The 16,685-nt window shown below is 60.4% G+C and carries 17 protein-coding genes; 3 read left to right on the top strand and 14 right to left on the bottom strand.

The features are described from left to right. Positions 1 to 84: 84 nt before the first annotated feature. Both NTD84_RS20970 and NTD84_RS20965 read right to left on the bottom strand, forming a co-directional pair. Entirely contained in the window at positions 85 to 2,229 is a 2,145-nt protein-coding gene (locus NTD84_RS20970) for a 3-hydroxyacyl-CoA dehydrogenase NAD-binding domain-containing protein (RefSeq protein WP_262169472.1), read from the bottom strand. 25 nt (positions 2,230 to 2,254) lie between these two features. After that, entirely contained in the window at positions 2,255 to 3,460 is a 1,206-nt protein-coding gene (locus NTD84_RS20965) for an acetyl-CoA C-acetyltransferase (RefSeq protein WP_262169469.1), read from the bottom strand. Positions 3,461 to 4,053: 593 nt separating this feature from the next. Between NTD84_RS20965 and NTD84_RS20960 the strand changes: the two genes are divergently transcribed. After that, on the top strand, positions 4,054 to 4,875 hold the full coding sequence (locus NTD84_RS20960; RefSeq protein WP_262169467.1) for a c-type cytochrome: 822 nt from the start codon (positions 4,054 to 4,056) through the stop codon (positions 4,873 to 4,875). Between the two features lie 112 nt (positions 4,876 to 4,987). Here NTD84_RS20960 and NTD84_RS20955 read toward each other — a convergent pair whose 3' ends face one another. The 8 genes from NTD84_RS20955 to NTD84_RS20920 form a co-directional block, all read right to left on the bottom strand. Then, positions 4,988 to 5,803 carry a transglutaminase family protein gene (locus tag NTD84_RS20955; RefSeq protein ID WP_262169465.1) on the bottom strand — a complete coding sequence of 272 codons (816 nt, stop codon included), beginning with the start codon at positions 5,801 to 5,803 and terminating at the stop codon, positions 4,988 to 4,990. Next, positions 5,800 to 6,750, bottom strand: coding sequence for an alpha-E domain-containing protein (locus tag NTD84_RS20950; protein WP_150711766.1), 951 nt, complete (start codon positions 6,748 to 6,750; stop codon positions 5,800 to 5,802). The genes NTD84_RS20955 and NTD84_RS20950 overlap by 4 nt, the downstream gene beginning before the upstream one ends. 12 nt (positions 6,751 to 6,762) lie before the next feature. Beyond that, complete coding sequence (locus NTD84_RS20945) at positions 6,763 to 8,172, bottom strand: circularly permuted type 2 ATP-grasp protein (protein WP_262169461.1); 1,410 nt, start codon at positions 8,170 to 8,172, stop codon at positions 6,763 to 6,765. A 436-nt stretch (positions 8,173 to 8,608) separates the two neighbouring features. Continuing rightward, positions 8,609 to 8,950 (bottom strand): ribonuclease E inhibitor RraB, encoded by a 342-nt coding sequence (locus NTD84_RS20940; protein WP_017337348.1) that lies wholly within the window; start codon positions 8,948 to 8,950, stop codon positions 8,609 to 8,611. Positions 8,951 to 9,166: 216 nt separating this feature from the next. Beyond that, the gene (locus tag NTD84_RS20935) at positions 9,167 to 9,400 is read right to left on the bottom strand and encodes a hypothetical protein (RefSeq protein WP_262169457.1); all 234 of its coding nucleotides are present in this window, start codon (positions 9,398 to 9,400) and stop codon (positions 9,167 to 9,169) included. Positions 9,401 to 9,549: 149 nt separating this feature from the next. Further along, complete coding sequence (gene speE, locus NTD84_RS20930) at positions 9,550 to 10,425, bottom strand: polyamine aminopropyltransferase (protein ID WP_262169454.1); 876 nt, start codon at positions 10,423 to 10,425, stop codon at positions 9,550 to 9,552. A 278-nt stretch (positions 10,426 to 10,703) separates the two neighbouring features. Beyond that, the gene (locus NTD84_RS20925) at positions 10,704 to 10,895 is read right to left on the bottom strand and encodes a PLDc N-terminal domain-containing protein (protein WP_262169451.1); all 192 of its coding nucleotides are present in this window, start codon (positions 10,893 to 10,895) and stop codon (positions 10,704 to 10,706) included. A gap of 70 nt (positions 10,896 to 10,965) precedes the next feature. Further along, positions 10,966 to 11,496, bottom strand: a complete 531-nt coding sequence (locus tag NTD84_RS20920; RefSeq protein WP_262169447.1) for a hypothetical protein — start codon at positions 11,494 to 11,496, stop codon at positions 10,966 to 10,968. Between the two features lie 531 nt (positions 11,497 to 12,027). Between NTD84_RS20920 and NTD84_RS20915 the strand changes: the two genes are divergently transcribed. After that, positions 12,028 to 12,393 (top strand): Mpo1-like protein, encoded by a 366-nt coding sequence (locus tag NTD84_RS20915; protein ID WP_262169444.1) that lies wholly within the window; start codon positions 12,028 to 12,030, stop codon positions 12,391 to 12,393. Here NTD84_RS20915 and NTD84_RS20910 read toward each other — a convergent pair whose 3' ends face one another. From NTD84_RS20910 to NTD84_RS20900, 3 genes are all read right to left on the bottom strand, one after another. Next, positions 12,394 to 13,191: an acyl-CoA thioesterase gene (locus NTD84_RS20910; RefSeq protein ID WP_262169440.1), complete on the bottom strand. Its 798-nt coding sequence runs from the start codon at positions 13,189 to 13,191 to the stop codon at positions 12,394 to 12,396. 177 nt (positions 13,192 to 13,368) lie between these two features. Continuing rightward, the gene (locus tag NTD84_RS20905; protein ID WP_262169438.1) at positions 13,369 to 14,127 is read right to left on the bottom strand and encodes a CHAD domain-containing protein; all 759 of its coding nucleotides are present in this window, start codon (positions 14,125 to 14,127) and stop codon (positions 13,369 to 13,371) included. A gap of 130 nt (positions 14,128 to 14,257) precedes the next feature. Beyond that, positions 14,258 to 14,536: a hypothetical protein gene (locus NTD84_RS20900; RefSeq protein ID WP_027925691.1), complete on the bottom strand. Its 279-nt coding sequence runs from the start codon at positions 14,534 to 14,536 to the stop codon at positions 14,258 to 14,260. A gap of 220 nt (positions 14,537 to 14,756) precedes the next feature. On the opposite strand from NTD84_RS20900, the gene NTD84_RS20895 reads away from it, so the two are divergent. Then, positions 14,757 to 15,797 (top strand): patatin-like phospholipase family protein, encoded by a 1,041-nt coding sequence (locus NTD84_RS20895; protein WP_262169430.1) that lies wholly within the window; start codon positions 14,757 to 14,759, stop codon positions 15,795 to 15,797. 142 nt (positions 15,798 to 15,939) lie between these two features. On the opposite strand, the gene NTD84_RS20890 is transcribed toward NTD84_RS20895, so the two are convergent. Continuing rightward, complete coding sequence (locus NTD84_RS20890; protein WP_262169556.1) at positions 15,940 to 16,638, bottom strand: response regulator; 699 nt, start codon at positions 16,636 to 16,638, stop codon at positions 15,940 to 15,942. Positions 16,639 to 16,685 lie beyond the last annotated feature (47 nt).

Genomic DNA, 16,685 nt, shown 5'->3' with positions numbered 1-16,685 from the left:
GACACGTGATGGGAATAATGCACACCTCAGAGCCTGCCTCGAAACACGGTGACAAGGCAAGCCCCGAAGTGCGTCATCGGTCCCTTAAAACACCTCCCCTTTGGCCGCCTTCTCCAGCAACAGCGCCGGCGGTGCGAAGCGTTCGCCGTACTGTTCGGCCAGGTATTGCGCGCGGGCGACGAAGTCATTCACGCCGTACTGGTTGATGAACTGCAGCGCACCGCCGGTCCAGGTCGCAAAACCGATGCCGAAGATCGAACCGACGTTGGCGTCCGCCGTCGAGGTCAGCACGCCCTCCTCCACGCAGCGCACGGTTTCCAAGGCTTGTACAAACAGCAGGCGATCACGCACATCTTTCGGTGAAATCTGCCCGTCGGCTTTTTCGAAGCGGGTTTTCAATTCCGGCCACAAATGCTTCTGGCCACCGACCGGGTATTCGTAGAAACCGCCTCCAGCGGCTTTGCCCGGACGTTTGTATTCGTTCAGCAACAAGTCAATCACCGCGAATGCGGGGTGTTCAATCAGCGGTTTCCCTTCCGCTTTCAGGTCCTTCGCCGTTTGCTGGCGGATGTGGCTCATGAGGCTGAGCGAAACTTCGTCAGAGATCGCCAGGGGCCCGACAGGCATCCCGGCCTTGCGCGCTTCGGTCTCGATCATCGCCGCGCTTACGCCTTCGCCGAGCATGGCAATGCCTTCATTGGTAAAGGTGCCGAACACCCGCGACGTAAAGAACCCGCGACTGTCGTTGACCACTATCGGCGTTTTCTTGATTTGCAGTACGAAATCGAAACCACGGGCCAGGGTTTCGTCGCTGGTCTGGGCGCCCTTGATGATTTCCACCAGCGGCATTTTTTCCACAGGGCTAAAAAAATGCAGGCCGATGAATTTGCCTTGATCCGGTACGGCGGTGGCCAGGCCGCTGATGGGCAAGGTCGAGGTGTTGGACGCGATCACCGCCTCCGCGCCGACGATCTGCTGCGCGGCTGAGGAGACCTTGGCTTTCAGCTCGCGGTCTTCGAACACGGCTTCGATGATCAGGTCGCAACCGGCCAGGTCGGCATCCTGTTCAGTCGTCGTGATGCGCGCCAGCACGGCGTCTCGCTGTTCGGTGTTCAACTGGCCACGAGCAACTTTTTTGTCCAGTAACGCCACCGAATGCGCCTTGCCCTTTTCCGCTGCCGCGAGCGTGATGTCTTTGAGCACCACCTCGATACCGGCCGAGGCGCTGACAAAAGCAATACCGGCGCCCATCATACCCGCGCCCAGGACGCCCACTCGCCGCGTCACGTAAGGGGCAAACCCATGCGGCCGTGAGCCGCCCGCATTGATTTCATTGAGCTGGAACCAGAAAGTGCCGATCAGGTTTTTCGAGACCTGGCCGGTGGTCAGTTCAGTGAAGTAGCGTGTTTCGATCAGGTGCGCCGTGGCGAAGTCCACCTGCGCGCCTTCTACCGCGGCGCACAGGATCTTCTCCGGCGCAGGCAGGCAGCCCTGGGTTTTGCTGCGCAGGATCGACGGCGCGATCGCCAGCATCTGCGCGACTTTTGGATGCGATGGCGTGCCGCCCGGAATCTGATAGCCCTTCACGTCCCAGCGTTGTACCGCCACCGGGTTTGCAAGAATCCAGGCCCGGGCCTTGGCCAGCAGCTCGTCGCTATCGACAGCCAGTTCTTCGATCAGACCCGCCTGCAAGGCCTGCTGCGGCCGGACTTTCGTGCCTTCAAGCAGATACGGCAGGGCTTTTTCCAGACCCAGCATCCGCACCATGCGCACCACCCCGCCGCCACCCGGCAACAGGCCGAGGGTGACTTCCGGCAAGCCGAGCTGCACCGAAGGATGATCCAGCGCCACGCGGTGATGACAGGCCAGGCAGATTTCCCAGCCACCGCCGAGCGCCGCGCCATTGATCGCGGCGACCACCGGTTTGCCCAGGGTTTCGAGGGTTCGCAGCTGGTCCTTCAGGGTCAGCACCCTGTCATAGAAGGCTTTGGCCTCGGGTTTGCCGACCTTGATCAGTTCATTCAGGTCGCCGCCGGCGAAGAAGGTTTTCTTGGCCGATGTGATGATGACCCCGGCAATGCTGTCTTTCTCGGCAACCAGGCGCGCGACGCAGGCGCCCATGGCCTCGCGGTAGACCGCATTCATGGTGTTGGCGCTCTGGCCCGGCAGGTCGATGGTCAGGACAACGATCTGGTCCTGACCCTTTTCGTAACGAATGGCTTCAGTCATGAAGATGTTTCCTTGAAGTCAGGGCTCAGAGGCGTTCGATGATGGTGGCAATGCCCATGCCGCCGCCGACACACAGGGTCGCGAGGCCGTAGCGCAGACGCCGGTTTTCCAGTTCATCGAGCAGCGTGCCGAGGATGGCGCAACCGGTAGCCCCCAGCGGGTGGCCCATGGCAATGGAGCCGCCGTTGACGTTGACCTTGTCCGGATCGATGGCCATGTCCTTGATGAATTTCAGCACGACCGAGGCAAACGCTTCGTTGACTTCGAACAGCTCGATGTCTTCGACCCGCAACCCGGCCTTGGCCAGTGCCTTGCGGGTGGCCGGTGCCGGACCGGTGAGCATGATGGTCGGGTCGGTACTGGTGACCGCGGTGGCGACAATTCGCGCCCGTGGCTGCAAGCCCAGCGCCCGGCCCTTGGCTTCGGAACCGATCAGCATCAGCGCCGCGCCATCGACGATCCCGGAACTGTTGCCCGGTGTGTGCACGTGGTTGATGCGCTCGACGTGGCTGTAGACCCGCAAAGCGGTGGCGTCGAAGCCCATCTGCCCCATCATCTCGAAACTCGGCTTGAGTTTGCCCAGGCCTTCGAGGGTAGAGTCGGCGCGAATGAATTCATCGTGATCGAGAAGGAGGATGCCGTTCTGGTCGCGCACGGGCACCAGCGATTTGCTGAACGCACCCTCAGCCCAGGCCCGCGCGGCTTTCTGTTGGGAATGCAGCGCGTAAGCATCGACGTCCTGGCGGCTGAAGCCTTCAAGGGTGGCGATCAGGTCGGCGCCCACGCCTTGCGGGGTGAAGTGACTGTGCAGATTGGTTTCCGGGTCCAGCGCCCAGGCGCCGCCGTCGCTGCCCATCGGCACCCGCGACATCGACTCGACGCCGCCGACGACCACCAGCTCTTCGAAGCCGGAACGCACTTTCATTGCGCCGAGGTTGACCGCCTCCAGCCCCGACGCGCAGAAACGGTTGATCTGCACGCCCGCCACGCTGACATCCCAATCAGCCACCTGGGTCGCCGTCTTGGCAATGTCCGCGCCTTGATCGCCAACCGGTGTGACGCAGCCGAGCACCACATCATCGACCTGGCTGGTGTCCAGCGACGTACGCTGCTGCAGTGCAGTGAGCAGCCCGGCCACCAGGTTCACCGGTTTGACGCTGTGCAATGCGCCATCGGCCTTGCCTTTGCCACGGGGCGTGCGTAACGCGTCGAAAATCAAAGCTTGGGTCATGACGTCCTCGAACCTGACGATGGAATACCGAGCCTTCACCTTAAGCCGAGCCACCGCCGATTCAATGACCGCAATGCTCACTGGCGTTGACGGACACGCTCAGACGGACGGTAGCGGACTTGCCGATTAACCGTTTCAGGACACCGAGCTGTCTAGCAAAAGGGCGGCAAAGAAGCTGGCAATAGGCCTCATGCCTTTTTTAGAGCTGTAAGTGAGCATTCCATATGAAAGGGATCTAAGCCACGGGTGACGCGGGCCCTAAGGTGAACATGTACGAAGTTGTCGTCGGGTTTTGCCGAGGCGCTCGTCCTACAGGAAGTGCAACGCGCTGCCGTCATGGAGATATGCAGGCAGGCATCAGGAAATAACAAAAAAGGCGGTCAAGCCATGTTCAAACAGTCGAAAGTACGTCAAGCCGGACTCATTCTTTTCGCCACCACGCTGTTGTTGATTTTGCCGAACCTGACCAAGGTGATTGGCTGAGTCTTATATAAAAAATACGGCGTCACGTTTTTTATCGCCTCATCAAATAGGTGACTGGCTCGCTACCCGAGCCAGCGTGGGTGTGCCAACCTTTGCGGCACTTCCACGACATGGACGGCGATCTTTTGAAAACGCTCATTCTGCTCGGGGCCTTGCTGTTCGGCTCGCCCCTCTATGCCGCACAGCTGAACCTGGAGCTTGGCGCGAATAGTCGCACCTGGCAGACCGAGGAATTGCTCAAGCATCCTCAGGTTCAGACCATCACGATCAACGACGACGTTTCCTACAAACGGAGCATGAGCTATCGCGCCGTGCCCTTGGCAGCATTGCTAAACGGCATCAAGCCTGGCGATCACCTGCAAGCCGTGGCACTGGATGGTTTTGCCGCCGAACTGGACGCAGCGCCATTGCTCACTGCCAAAGGCGCGCGGGCCTGGCTGGCGATTGAAGACCCGGCCAAACCCTGGCCGGCGTTGTCGGCAGGCAAGCCGAGTGCCGGGCCGTTTTATCTGGTCTGGACGGATCCGCAGGCGGGCAACATCAGCCCTGAGCAATGGCCGTTTCAAGTGGCGGGCATCAAGCGCCTGGCGCCGGTGGCCGAGCGCTTCCCTGCCCTGTTGCCTGATCCGGCGTTGAAGGCGGACGACCCGGTGAACCTGGGGTTTGCGTCATTCCAGAAGAACTGCCTGGCGTGCCATCGGCTCAATGGTGCCGGGGATGCGCAGGTCGGACCGGACCTGAACATTCCGTTTAACCCGACCGAGTATTTTGCCGCGGACTTTTTGAAGCGGTATATCAGGGACCCGCAGAGTTTGCGGCAGTGGCCACAGGCGAAGATGCCGGGTTTTTCGGCGGCGGTATTGCCAGATGCGGATCTGCAGAGGTTGGTGGGGTATTTGAAGCATATGGCGGGGCGCAAGGTTAAGCCCTGACACTATTACCCCTGTGGGAGCGGGCTTGCTCGCGAATGCAGTGTTTCAGTCACAAATATGCAGACAGAAAAACCGCATTCGCGAGCAAGCCCGCTCCCACAGGAGTCAATTGTTACTGTTGTTGGACGGAGATGACCGGGGCTGGCATTGGCAACGGCGATACGAACACCTTCGCGTGCATCTGCTCGCAGCCACCGCCCCGGCGCATGCCGCGCACCGGGCACGCATCCAGGTAATCCAGGCCCACCGCCAGTTTCAAATGGCGTTCCGGACGCGCCAGCTCGTTGGTCACGTCAAAGCTGTACCACGCGTCATCCAGCCAGGCTTCCGCCCAGGCGTGACTGGCCAGGTGCTCGCAGTCCTCGCTGTACAGATAGCCCGACACATAACGCGAGGGGATGCCCAGGCTGCGGGCGCAGGCAAGGAACGCGTGGGTGTGGTCCTGGCACACCCCGGAACGCCCCGCGAACGCCTGGGCCGCGCTGGTATCCACTTCGGTGGAGCCCGGCGTGTAGGTCATGTGCGAGTTCAAGCCGTGCATCAAGTCGATCAACGCCGTGCGGTCCCGGCGCTTTTTGCATTCCTTCCCGGCGAACGCGCGCAAGGCTTCGTCGGCTTCGGTCAGGCGGGTGAAACGCAGGAATGGCAGCGCCGACTGACTCTCGTGCTCGGCTTCGCGCAGTTCGTCGATGTCGACCTGGCCTCGGGCGCCGATGATGATCGCTTCGTGTGGCTCGTCCATGGTCAGCACGTGCAGGATATTGCCGAACGGATCGAGTTGCGCGCGAACCGGGCGCGGCAGATCGAGTTGCCAGCTGATCACGTGCTGACGTTCGCTGTCGTGAGGTGTCAGTCGCAGGTACTGGATGCTCGCCCGCACCTGATCTTCGTAGTGATAGGTGGTCTCGTGGCTAATGGAAAGTCTCATGCAGCCTCCAGGTAGGAACTGTGTATGGCGTTACCCAACTGGCGCACCAGCGGGATGAACTCGGTCAGCCAGGCGTGCAGGCCTTCGTCGAGAATTTCGGTGATGCCGGTGTAGCGCAGGCGCGCGTCCATTTCCGCGGCCAGACGTTGTGCGGGACGGCCGTTGGCGCCGGGCAATTGCGCGAGGATCTGATCGATTTCTTCGGTGCAGGCGCGCAGGGAACGCGGGACATCGGCGCGCAGCAACAGAAGTTCGGCGACATGCCGGGCGCCGGGCGCGTCGCGGTAGATTTCGGTGTAGGCCTCAAAAGATGACAACGCCCGCAGCAAGGCGCTCCATTGATAGTAGGCGTGTGCCGTGCCGTCACTGACCGCCTCGGCCTGATCGCCGGCCATTTCGTAGCGGGCGTCGAGCAGGCGCAGCGTGTTGTCGGCCCTTTCGATAAACGTGCCCAGGCGAATGAAACGAAACGCGTCATTGCGCATGATCGTGCCGTAGGACGCGCCGCGAAACAGGTGAGACCGTTCCTTGATCCACTCACAGAAGCGGCTCATGCCGTAGCGACTCAAGCCCTGTTCAGCGATACCGCGAATTTCCAGCCAAGTGGCGTTGATGTTTTCCCACATGTCGGCGGTAATCCGCCCACGCACCGCATGGGCGCTGGCCCGCGCGGAGCCAAGGCAACTGTAGATGCTGGCCGGGTTGGCCGCATCCAGGGCGAAGAAGTGCAGCAGCCGCTCGGCATGCAGCTCGCCATGGCGCTCCAGGTAATCGTCCAGCGTGCCGGTAATCAGCAGCGGCATGGCGAGTTCATGCAGACCGTCACCGCGGCCATCCTGCGGCATCAGCGACAGCGAATAACTGATGTCGAGCATCCGTGCGAGGTTTTCCGCCCTCTCCAGGTAACGCGACATCCAATACAAATCCGAGGCAGTTCTACTTAACATGGCAAGCTTCCTTCAATCCTCGACCACCCAGGTGTCCTTGGTTCCGCCGCCTTGGGAGGAGTTCACCACCAGGGAGCCTTCACGCAGGGCAACACGGGTCAAACCGCCGGGTACGACCCGGGTTTCGCGGCCAGACAATACAAACGGACGCAGGTCGATATGGCGTGGCGCGATGCCGTTTTCGACAAAGGTCGGGCAGGTCGACAGGGACAACGTCGGTTGCGCGATGTACGCGTGGGGCTTGGCCTTGATGCGCGCGCGGAACGACTCGATTTCCGCCGCGGTCGACGCCGGCCCCACCAGCATTCCGTAACCGCCGGAGCCTTGGGTTTCCTTGACCACCAGTTCTGGAAGATGAGCCAGCACGTGGGAAAGTTCAGAAGGATTACGGCACTGGAACGTCGGAACGTTCTTCAGGATCGGTTCTTCATCCAGGTAGAAGCGGATCATGTCGGTGACGAACGGATACACCGATTTGTCGTCCGCCACACCGGTGCCGATGGCATTCGCCAGCACCACGTTGCCCGAGCGGTAGGACGACAGCAGGCCCGGAACGCCGAGCATTGAATCCGGGTTGAACGCCAGCGGATCGAGAAACGCATCGTCGAGGCGACGGTAGATCACGTCGACGGCTTTCGGCCCGTCCGTGGTGCGCATGAACACCTTGTCGTCACGCACGAACAGGTCCGCGCCTTCCACCAGTTCAACGCCCATTTCCCGAGCGAGGAACGCATGCTCGAAAAACGCGCTATTGAAACGCCCCGGCGTCAGCACGACCACGCTTGGATTATCGATCGGGCTGGAGCTTTTCAGGGTGTCGAGCAGCAGGTTCGGATAGTGGTCGATGGGCGCGATGCGTTGGGCCGAGAACAGCTCGGGGAACAGCCGCATCATCATCTTGCGGTCTTCAAGCATGTAGCTCACGCCGCTCGGTGTACGAAGGTTGTCTTCGAGCACGTAGTACGTGCCGTCGCCATCGCGCACCAGGTCAACGCCGGAGATGTGGGAATAGATGTCGCGGTGCAGATCCAGTCCTTGCATCGCCAACTGATACTGCTCGTTGGCCAGCACTTGTTCAGCCGGGATGATGCCGGCCTTGATGATGCGCTGCTCGTGATAGAGATCGGCGAGGAACATGTTCAACGCCTTGACCCGCTGGATGCAGCCGCGCTCGACGATTCGCCATTCGCTGGCGGGGATGCTGCGCGGGATGGTGTCGAAGGGAATCAGGCGCTCTGTGCCCTGCTCGTCCCCATAAAGCGTGAAGGTAATCCCGGCCCGATGAAACAGCAGATCGGCCTCGCGTCGCCGTTGGGCCAGAAGCTCATCAGGCGTCTCGGCCAGCCAACGGGCAAACTCCCGATAATGCGGGCGGACCTGGCCGCCGGCATCGTACATCTCATCATAATAGGTGCGGATCATGCCGTACTCCTTGTCACCCGGACTGACAGGCCTTCGCAAGGCCCGTGCCATCGGCATAAACGCTTTGATATCAATCGGTTGGATATTCATCGCGCACACACCGCACCATTCCTGTGCGGCAAATGCCCCAACCTGATCTCCCCCGCCTCATCGCGAAGCAATGTTTCGCCTATCACCAGCATAGTCACAGTTGATTTCACTGCCCGGGGGTGGATGGGGATAATCGGCGCATTCGCTGGAAATGCTCACTGAACTTCCCTTTTGGCCGCCTGTTTAGGCGGCTTTTTTTTGTGTCCGGATTTGTGGGAGACGGAGTGTCATCAAGTTTGCAGGGGTAGGGAGGACGCTATCGCCAGCAGGCTGGCTCCTACAGGGGAAAACGAAAACGGCCAACCCGAAGGTCAGCCGTTAGTGAATGTTGTCGCTGTTCATAGTGTTATGCGAGTAGCCCTCGTACCTCCTGCTTGACGCCCCACCCTTCGATGATGCCCCCCAGAGGTTCGACCACGGCCTCGAAGTCCTGCTCAAAGTCACCGATGCCGTCGTAGGTGGCGGACATCACTTTGCTTAATTCAAGGGCCCATGCGCCGTCGTCGCGCACGCTGATCTGTGCATTCATGGATTCACCGGAATAATGCCCTGCCGCCCTGCGTGCCCGCTCCTCGTCCGGGAAAATCGCGTAGAACTCGATGGGATGGAATCGTGAAAAATCGAAACCGCCTTCTTTCATGCGGCGCAGCACCGAGCTGCTGATGTCTTCTTGATAGGCTGTGCTCATGAAACGTCCTCCTGAACTGATGGATAGACTTTCCGTACTCCCGACGTGCGCAACCGAATGGTGCGGACGATGCGACAACAGGTTGCCGATGGGAAACAAGCATGTAGCTGACAAGACCAGACCTTAGCGATCCATTCGCTGATCTCGCTTGCAGAGTAGCCTCAAGTGAGCGCCGCTGCCAAGGCCTGGTGTTTCACGAGTGTGACGCGGGGTGTATCAGACGGGAGTAATGCCGAGGATTTGTATGCTGTTCTGGGTTTTGAGTTCTTTGACGCCCGCGTCCGCGGTCCGCCCTTCCAGATCATTCAGATCCAGTTCGGCAGCGACAGGAAGGAGCCGGGCCTTGATGAGTTTGGCGGCGTGCTCGTTATCCGGGCATTCGTCGCACTCAAAGACTTCATCGACTGTTTCGCCGTGATCATCCACGAAAGTGATCCGCCACTGTTGCATCGGTGCCTCCTCGAACAAACCCGCAAATGGGCTTACAACTATCTGGACTTTTGGTCGGGGTGATCGTTCAAAGGATTTGCGCCGCAAACGTATGAAAAATCACTGGCCGTCTGCAGGAGCGAGCATGCTCGCTCCTGCAGGGGCAATGCTCAGTCGTTGCTTGGCTTGTTCACGGCCTGCAGGACGTATTGCGGCAAGGCGAACGCGCCGATGTGGATTTCCGGGTTGTAGTAGCGGGTGATGATGCCGCTGCCGGCGAAGCGCTGTTGCAGGCAGTCGCGGGTCAGTTTGCGATAGGCGGTATTGGTCGCGCCCCAGGCGAACGTCATGGAACCGCCGATGTAGGTCGGCACGGCCGCCTGATAGAAGTGCCAGTCCGGGAACAGGCTGCGCAGGCGTCCGGCAGTGGTTTTGACTTCTTCGATCTGCATGAACGGCGTGCCGTTCTGCGTCACCAGGATGCCGCCTTCGTTCAGGCAGCGACGGCATGCCTGGTAGAAGTTCTCCGAGAACAGCACTTCGCCCGGACCGATCGGGTCGGTGGAGTCGGAAATGATCACGTCAAACTTTTCGGTGGTGGTGGCCACGAAGCGCATACCGTCGTCGATCACCAGGTTCAGGCGTGGGTCATCGAACGCACCCTTGGAGTGGTTCGGCAGGAATTCCTTGCACATGTCGACCACGGTGCCGTCGATCTCGACCATGGTGATGTGTTCGACGCCGCCATGCTTGGCCACTTCACGCAGCATGCCGCCGTCGCCGCCGCCGATGATCAGAACGCGCTTGGCACTGCCGTGCGCCAGGATCGGCACGTGGGTGAGCATTTCGTGATAGATGAATTCGTCGGCTTCGGTGGTCTGGATCACGCCGTCCAGCGCCATGACGCGGCCCATGCGCGGGTTTTCGAAAATCACCAGGTGCTGGTGTTCGGTGCGCACTTCGTGCAGCAGTTTTTCCATGCGAAAACGCTGGCCGTAGCCTTCGTAGAGGGTTTCCAGGTACTCGCTGGTAGGGGTGGTGCTCATGGGAAGTGCTCCGATGAATGCGGGTGGCAACGGACGGTTACCCGCCCATGATGGCCAATCGATCGGCTCGATTGCCCGGGAAAGGCGCGCATTCTACGTCGCGGAAGATGACAGGTCGAACCTTCGTCAGGCGGAGAACAGTTTTGACTACAAACCGGACCAATGTGGGAGCGGGCTTGCTCGCGAAAGCAGTGTGCCAGCCGAATACGTGTTGGCTGATACACCGCTTTCGCGAGCAAGCCCGCTCCCACAGGGTCGGCGGTGTTCCGGCAAAGAGGTCAGATCCGGACGTTGCCCCGTGGCCCGGCGATGGCCCAGATGATCAGGCCCAGGACCGGCAGCAGCAGGATCAACAGCACCCAGACGATTTTCATCCCGGTGGTGGCGCCACTTTTCAGCACGTTGATGATTGCCCAGATGTCCAGGGCAAGAATGATCAGGCCGATCAGGCCGTTGAACGTGGAACCCATGGTGTCGCTCCCTAAGAGTGATGTGCACTCTTAGGATAGCCGGCCATTCTCAGGGTTCCGTTTTATTCCATCAAACGTGGATGGCGACTTTCAGGGCTTCCAGGGAAGGTGCAGCGGCGATGCCAACTTCGGCACACAGTTCGAGCACGCGCGGGACGTCGTTGCCGTAGACCAGCACCACCTGCAAATCGTCGTCGAGCAACTGGCTGAAGTTCATCAGCGTGTAACCGCCGTTCTCCTTGTTCATGCTGCCCATCTGCACCTGGATGCGGTTGAGTGCGGTCAGCGCTTCGGTCTTGGCCAGTTGCTTGGGTTTGATATTGAAGTCCACGCCCGGGCCGAACGAGGCGACGATCTGCGCGAACAGGTCCATGTAGGTGTCGGCCTGGAACAGTACGGTTTCCGGGAGGCTACCGACCACCACCCACTCGCCCAACGGAATCGGGAAGGTGTCGTCGTAGTTGATGTCCGGATTGGCTGTCAGAAAAGCCTCCGGGTCGGCGTAGGCCTGGGCCGCTTCGTCAGCCACCTTGAGGATTTCGTCTTCGCTCATGCACCCGGAGCTGATTTTGCTGATGAGTTCGACGAGTGCGGCTTTCATGGACGTAATCCTGTAGCGAGGGAATTTTGAAGGCGCGAAGGATAGCGCATTACGCTCGGTAATTTGCGATCGCAGGTCAAGGAACTCAATCCAGACATCCATCAAGGCTTATTCGAACTGGCAGGAAAAGTTAAGCAGCTGATGTCTGCCAAAGGCATTGGCAAAGTGGCTACTGCCCGTTTGCTGGTTTATCTGTCGGAGTTGGCCCAGCTTGGTTGCATTGGGGTGGGCTCAGGATTCAGGCACCCCGCCAATCCTTGTGGGAGCCGGCCTGCCGGCGATGGTGGTGGGTCAGGCAACATTGTTGTTGGAGGTGATGGCCTCATCGCTGGCAGGCCAGCTCCCACAGGGAATTGAGGTAGGCTCAGGATCGAGGCTTGACGCCAATCCACCGCATTCCAACGAAGACGCAGGCAACATCAATTTCAACCATGAACGCCTATCACTTCGATAGCCAACCTTGATTCGCTGCCCGCCTGCACCGGGCCTATTCTTCAAGCATGTGTTCAACATGGATAGAGGATCGGCATCATGGGCAAACGTCACCCCAACCTTCCCGCCTGGCAATGGCGCGCGTACCCGGACAACCATCAGCACCCGGCCAATCTGGTGTTGCACCTGATTGCCGTGCCGCTGTTCATCGTGGCGTTTCTGCTACTGGTGTGCGGGGTGTTCAACCTGAGCTTTGCCAACTTCGCCATTGGCATCATCGGTTTGCTCGCGGCGTTGGGCTTGCAACGCCACGGTCACAGCCTGGAGGCGCAAGCCTCCGAACCGTTCAGCGATCGCAAAGATGCGGTGTCGCGCTTGCTGGTCGAACAGTTCCTGACCTTTCCGCGCTTTTTTCTCAGCGGCGGCTGGTGGCGCGCCTGGCGTGAACGCCACCGTCGGCACTGATCAGGCGAAAATCGTCACGGTCTGCCGGCTCATGGCAATCAACTGACCTTCTGCGCTCCACAGTTTCGCAGCGGCGTGCCCGTAGCCGTCAGCGGCATGTTCGGTTTCAACCAGGTATTTGCACCAGTCCAGCGTACTCAGGTCGAGTAGCGGCTGGACGAATTCGATGGTCCAGGTCAGCGTGCTGCCCATCGCCACCTTGGTCAGCTGCGGCAACAACGACGGCGGCCAGGCGTCCACCAGCGCCAGGATATGCGACTCGGTGACCGGCTCTTCCTTCACATCCCCGCGCAAACGTACCCAGCCGCCCATCTCGCGGGATTTAGTGCCGGTGAACGGCAGCCCGCCGACGCTCCAGCGCATCGCCAGATGACGCATGAATTCCGGGGTCACGCCTTTGATGTAGGGCAGTTCCTGACAGTCGTCCCAGTGTTTCATCTCCGGCGCAGGCATGGCTGAAACGGCGACTTCGGACGGTCGCGAGGCACCGAAGCTGCCCTGAATCAGCGTCACTACTTGGCCTTTCTGCACCGCCCGGCCCAACACCTGGCTGACGGCTTTGCCTTCGCGCAGCACATCGGCTTCAAAACTGACCGGCACGTCGGGTTCGACCGGGCCGACGAAGGTGATCGCCAGCGAACGCACGGCGCGGTCCGCCGGCACCTTGGCGCGCATGGCTTCGTAGAGCAGCGCCGCGACCAGACCGCCGAAGCTGGCGCGTCCCTGCGCCCATTCGGCCGGGATAGTCAGCTCCTGGGGCTGGCTGCGGACGGCGTCGAGCAGATCGGAAAAGCGCATGAAAACCTCAATGGGCAACGGAAAGGATGGGGGGATATTAACCAGCCCGAGGGACCGACACAGCGATTATTCCGGCCAATTTGACTGACAGATAGGCCGCCAGCCAAACATCCATTTCAAATCTCAAGAAAAATCCTGTGGGAGCAAGCTCGCTCCCACAATTGGACCTGTGTGGTTTCAGGATTTGAAACAGGTGGCGCTGAGCTTGTCGAGGACCTGGTCGGCGCGGGCTTCAGCCTTGGCCATCGTGGTTTTCCACACCGCTACACACGGCTGCAGATCAGCTTCCTCCTCGGCCCGGGCCAAACATTGCCACGCGTCGTGCCAATCGCCCAATGCCGCTTGGGCCGATTTGAGCCTCGGCAGCGCCGGTTTCGGCAGGCGATCCAGTTCGGGGTAGGCTTCGATGCCGTAGCGCACGCGTTTGATCAACAGGCGCAGACGGTGGCGATCATGGGCAGGATCGTGCAAGGCCTCGTCGAGTTTTTTCCACTGCTTGCCCAGGCGCTTCTCAATGCGTTTGCGCAAGCCGTTGAGCAAACCCTGACGCTGGGCGGCGCGCAAGAAACGCGGAAAGGCGTCGAAAATCATCAGCAATTGCGCCAGCTCCGGGCTTGCAGCAACCGCCGGGTAGGCCTTGGCCATCAGGGCCATGCGCCGTTGCGCCGCTTCGGGTTGATCGTGCTGGAGCAGATACGCCGCCAGCACTTCGCGATCGCGCAACGGCGTGGTCAGGTCACCGACCCGGGACGCCGCCCCTTCCAGTTGTTCGACTCCGGGCAAACCGCGCAATGGCCGCAACAGACTGCGCAAACGGCGAACCGTGGTGCGCAGGTCGTGCAACGCTTCCGGGTCGGTGCGGGCATCCAGGCGTGCCTGGCAAGCCAACAAGCGGACTTCAAGGCCCAACACGTGAGCCACCAACCGATCGATCATGGGATTACTCCATAACAGCTGCGCGCACGACCTGTAGGAGCCCGCTTGCTGGCGATTGGGCTTCGAATAATACCGGGGGGTTCGAGGCCGTCATCGCTGGCAAGCCAGCTCCCACAGGATACGCGGTGTTTTAACGACCGGCGCGGGACTCACGGATGTAGAAGCGCGCTTTTTCGGCCTTGCTGGTGCAGCCCTCGTAGGCTTCGAACTGCTGCTGGGTCTTGGCGCCGGTCAGCAATGACAGGGCCTTGGAATAGCTGACCGTCCCGGCAAAGCCCTCGGCCTTGGCCAGGTCCAGTTCATGCCACGCGGCGTCAATCTGGCTACCGCAGCTTTCGCGGTAAGCGGTTTTGCCGGCACAACCAGCGAGCGCCAACGCGATCAAAGGCACACAGATCCAGGCTTTCATCAATCACACCTCAAGGTTAGGTCAACAGTCGTGCAGGTAAGACGGTCCGGCGCGTGAAAAGTGCCTTGGCCCCGCAGTGGAAACTATAGCGCTCGGAGAATAACCATGTGCCGCCCTGGAGTGTCGAAAAAACGACGCGTTCCCCCGCCGAGCGACCTTAACGATTGAAGCGCGCCCCTCGATGGGTGCATTGTTGAACCTTGTCAGACGAGGGCGGTTCATGAAAAAGCGTGTCGCACTGGTACTGGGCTCAGGTGGAGCCCGGGGCTATGCCCACATCGGAGTCATTGAAGAGATTGAACGGCGTGGCTACGACATCGCCTGTATCGCCGGTTGTTCAATGGGGGCCGTGGTCGGCGGGATCTACGCCGCCGGCAAGCTGGATGATTACCGCAACTGGATCGAGAGCCTGGATTACCTCGATGTGTTGCGTCTGGTGGACGTCAGCTTTCGCCTTGGCGCGATTCGCGGGGAGAAAGTCTTCGGACAGATTCGCAAGATCGTCGGCGAAATCAATATCGAAGACCTGCGCATCCCCTACACGGCCGTAGCCACCGACCTGACCAACCAGCAGGAAATCTGGTTCCAGGAAGGTTGCCTGCACCAGGCGATGCGCGCCTCGGCGGCGATCCCCAGCCTGTTCACCCCGGTGATGCAAGGCAATCGCATGCTGGTGGATGGGGGGATTCTCAACCCGTTGCCGATCGTGCCGGTGGTGTCGAGCCACTGCGATTTGATCATCGCGGTCAACCTCAACTCCACCAACCAGCGCCACTACCAACTGCCGGTGATCCAGCGCCCGGCCAAATTCAAGACCCGGTTCGACAGCCTGATCAGTTCGGTAGGCTCGAAGCTGCCCTTCCGCCGCACGCAGGCGGAAAAATTGCTCCAGCTGGAAAAAGAGGCGTTGAGCGCGGAAGCGGCCGAGCTCAACCCGTGGATCGAATCCGCCAAACCCGATGCCCAGCAACCGGCCGCCGCCCCTGAACGCGCCGGCGCGCCGAAATCCGCCACCGGCTCATTCATCATCGACAACGTCGGGCCGGCGTCTTTGCTGGATTTGATCAACCAGAGTTTCGAGGTGATGCAGACGTCATTGGCGCAGTACAAGATCGCCGGTTATCCACCGGATATCCTGATCAACGTGCCGAAGCGGGTGTGCCGGTTTTTCGAGTTTTACAAAGCGCCGGAGTTGATCGCGCTGGGGCGGGAGATTGCGCGGGATACCTTGGATCGGTATGAGAGTGAGCGGGAGTCCTGAAGTTTCTCGAGTGACTGATCAGGCCCCTTCGCTGGCAAGCCAGCTCCCACGGGAGCTGTATTGAACACCAGATGTGTGACCCCTGCTGATCCCTGTGGGAGCTGGCCTGCCAGCGATGACGCCCTATCAGACGCAAATAAAATTACAGGCCACCTTCACTCAACAGTCGATACCCAACCCCCGCCTCGGTCACGATAAACCGCGGCTGGGTCGGATCATCCGCCAGTTTCTGGCGCAAATGCCCGACCACGATCCGCAGGTAATGGCTATCGTCCGTATGGGTCGGCCCCCAGATGTCTTTCAATAATTGCTGCTGGGTAATCACGCGCCCTGGATGCCGCGCCAGTTGCGCCAGCACCGCGTACTCCTTGCGGGTCAGAGCGACTTCGACGCCGTCGAGCAGCACCCGGCGGTACGCCAGGTCCACGGTCAGCGGGCCGAAAATCAGCGCCGCTTGTTGCGCTTCGCCCACCGGGGCCTGACGCAGTAAGGCGCGCACCCGGGCAAGAAATTCCTGGATGCCGAACGGCTTGGTCACGTAGTCATTCGCACCACCATCCAGCGCTTCGACTTTCTGTCCTTCGCTGGCGCGCACCGACAGCACCAGCACTGGCACGGTCGACCACTCGCGAAACTCGCGGAGCACTTGCTGGCCGTCCATGTCCGGCAGGCCAAGGTCGAGCACCAGCAGATCGGGTTTGTTCAGCGCGGCTTGCGCCAGACCTTCGGTGCCGGTGCCGGCTTCCAGCACTTTATAGCCTTGGGAAACGAGGCTGATGCGCAGGAATTTGCGGATCTGCGGTTCGTCGTCGATGACCAAAATGGTCGCGGTCTGGCTCATGGTTTCTGGTCGATGCATGGAGAGTTCCAAAGGGTATCAGGCTTCAC

The sequence above is a fragment of the Pseudomonas sp. 14P_8.1_Bac3 genome, from assembly GCF_025466085.1.
GTDB lineage: Bacteria > Pseudomonadota > Gammaproteobacteria > Pseudomonadales > Pseudomonadaceae > Aquipseudomonas.
This window is presented reverse-complemented; position numbering and strand designations above follow the sequence as displayed.